The organism is Actinomyces ruminis, assembly GCF_002154335.2.
Lineage (GTDB): Bacteria > Actinomycetota > Actinomycetes > Actinomycetales > Actinomycetaceae > Actinomyces > Actinomyces ruminis.
This window is the reverse complement of the sequence record NZ_MTPX02000029.1, coordinates 1-2682: the sequence shown is the minus strand read 5'-3', so window position 1 is coordinate 2682 and position 2682 is coordinate 1. Positions and strand designations below refer to the sequence as shown.

Below are 2682 nucleotides of genomic sequence, written 5' to 3'. Positions count from 1 at the left end.
GGCGGCCGGTCCGGCACCGGCCGCCGGCTGCGGGATCGGGGGGGATGGGCGGCGGGAAGGAACCGGCGCCCGCACCTGCGGAGCCGACTCCCGACGGATCTGGCTGATTGCTCATGAATCTCCTCTGACTGTTCCCGGAACACCCGCCCAAGCCAGGCGCCACCACAAGAACGTTGTCTCAGGGAGGCTACACGAGGCCACTGGACGTTTCACGGCACTGTGGTGGGTACTACTCCCCACCGGGGTGTACGTGGCGTGACTCGTGCGGCACCGGAGCGGTGTCTACGCGGGCCTCCGTCCCGGCCGCGGCCTGTGCTGCGGCGACCTGGTTGGCCCGGTACTCCTCATCCAGCAGGGGCAGGTCCTCGGCGGTCACCATCAGGGTGGACACGGCGTGCTCCACCAGCGCGGCCCGCCGATTGGAGCGACGCCACCGACGCGCCCGCCGCGCAGCCCGCGCACGCCCACCCGGTCAAGTTTCTCGCAGACGTTGTCGAGCTTGCGGTTGAACTTGGTCAGTGACCAGCCCAGGCGTGCAGCCGCCGACGCGAGGAGGGGATCTCGGCAGAACCCGTGCCGGCCCGCTTGAGCACGGGCTCGGCCAGTGCGAGGACGAGCAGCAGCTGGGAGCGAGTCATGGGGGTGGCGCCGATGGTGGTCTGGCCGCGAGAACTCGGGCTGTGGCCGTCGATACCGGCGAAGCGCCCGGCCTCGGCGGTGATCAGGTCGATCTCGTAGGTTGTGGGCCCGGCGGAGAAGGTCAGGATGACGCGGGAGAACACCAGCGGCATGCTGGCTCCGGGAGCGAGTCGGGACTGCACCAGGCCGTCGCCGTCGGTGAGCGTGGCGGACAGTCGCGAGCCCTCGTTGACGATCCACCACAACCCGGAGTCGTGGCGCAGCACCAGGAAGCGGCGGTGCAGGTAGGGGTTGTCGTCGATGTCCAAGTCGCCGCCGCGACCGATGATGAAGGTCTCGTCGGTGCCGACGCGGTAGACCTCACCGGAGAAGTCGAGGACGAGTTCGTCGGGGCGGTCGGGGTCAACCTCCGGCAGTTCGGTCCAGGTCAGGTCGCTCATGGGTTCCTCCGCTCGCTGCGCGTCAATTCTGCTTGGCTAACGACAGCGTAACGGATGGGGATGCCAGCGGCGCACCGTGCACGCACCCCGTCGTCACAGCGGCGGGTCGACGCGCAAGGTCACGCCGTCGCCGACGTCGAGCACGTCGCCGAAGACCAGCGGGGTGGGCAGGGCGCTGGCCAGCAGCACCGGGGCCATGCCGGCCCGCACCAGCACCGTGCCGTTGGCGGAGCCGAGGTCGCGAGCCAGCAGGCTCCAGCCGGCCACGCTCACCTCCAGGTGCGAGCGGGACACGAAGTGGGCGGGACTGGGCACGGCGATCAGCAGGGCGCTCGCCCCGGCTCCGGTCGGCACCTGTGGGGCACGGCCGACGATGACGTCGCCGCGCACCGACACGGTCTGCCCAGTGGACAGGCTCAGCACCGCCAGCACCGGCCGCGGCACCTGCCGGACCTCACCGGTCAGCGGGGCAGCGCAGGCCTGGCAGCTTGCCGCATCGGGCGGGTTGGGATGTCCGGCGGCACACATGGCGGCGCGGACCAGCGGCGGCGCCACCTCCGTCACCAGCGCAATAGTGGCCTCCCCCAGTGTCTGGGTGGCCTCGGGTGCACCGGCCTCGGGTGCGGCGGCCGCATCCGCCGTATCCGCCGAGGCGGGCGTAGGCGCCGACCCATCCGCAGAATCGGCCAGCTGATGGCGGCGGCGCCCGAAACCGGAGACGGGCTCGGACCGCTCCCCATCCACCTGCGGGGTGGCCGCGTCGCGGTCCGTATCGGCATCGTCCACCCACACGCCAGTCTCGGGCAGGGACGAGGACTGCGGCGCGTAGTCCGGGTCCTCCCACACCCCGGTCTCCTCCGGGGCGGCTGTTTCGGCAGTGCCTTCGGCGCCGACGGCGTGCGGCGGCCCACCCAGGGCCTCCAGCACGCGTTGGCGCACTTCCGCCGGTGCTTCTGCCGCGAGGATGGCGGTGCCGTATCTGCCCACCACGGTCAGGTCCTGCGTCCCGGAGCTCGTCCGCGTGCTCATGGCGCCTACTTCAACAGGTCGACCACGAGGGCGGTTACGTTGTCGTGCCCACCGGCCTCGAGCGCGGCGGCTACGGCCACCTCCGCAGTGCGCTGCGCCCCCAGGCCGGAGTCGAGGACGGTGGCCAGGGCGTCGTCGTCGAGTTCGTCGCTCAAGCCGTCGGAGCACACCAGGATGCGGTCGCCGGCGCGAGCCTCCACCAGGTGCAGTTCGGGGTAGGCGGGCTGGGCGAGGCCCGCACCCAACGCTCGGGTGACCACGTTGCGGCGCAAGTCGACGTGGGCCTCGGCACGGGTGAGACGGCCGGCGTCCACCAGTTCCTGCACCTGGGAGTGGTCGTGGGACAGCTGGGACAGCAGGTCGTCGCGCAGCAGGTAGACGCGCGAGTCGCCCACGTTGAACACGATCCAGGTGCGTCCCTCCGGCAGGTCGGCGAGCACGGCGCCGGCGATAGTGGCACCGGGCGGGTTCGCCGCCTGCGAGGGGATTGCGGCCACCGCCTCACCGGCGGCTAGCACGGCGGCGACGACGTCGGCGCGGTCGGTGATGCGGCTGCCGGCCAGCGGGAGCAGGG

At 71.8% G+C, this 2682-nt stretch carries 2 protein-coding genes and 1 pseudogene; all 3 read right to left on the bottom strand.

Annotation, left to right across the window (positions count from 1 at the left end):
- Positions 1 to 229: 229 nt before the first annotated feature.
- Positions 230 to 1079, bottom strand: a pseudogene (locus BW737_RS04505) (FHA domain-containing protein).
- A gap of 93 nt (positions 1080 to 1172) precedes the next feature.
- A complete protein-coding gene (locus BW737_RS04500; protein ID WP_086616110.1) occupies positions 1173 to 2108 on the bottom strand; it encodes an FHA domain-containing protein in 936 nt (311 codons plus the stop codon).
- Positions 2109 to 2113: 5 nt separating this feature from the next.
- Positions 2114 to 2682: PP2C family protein-serine/threonine phosphatase (locus BW737_RS04495; protein WP_099330334.1), on the bottom strand; the 569-nt coding region annotated here is incomplete at its 5' end.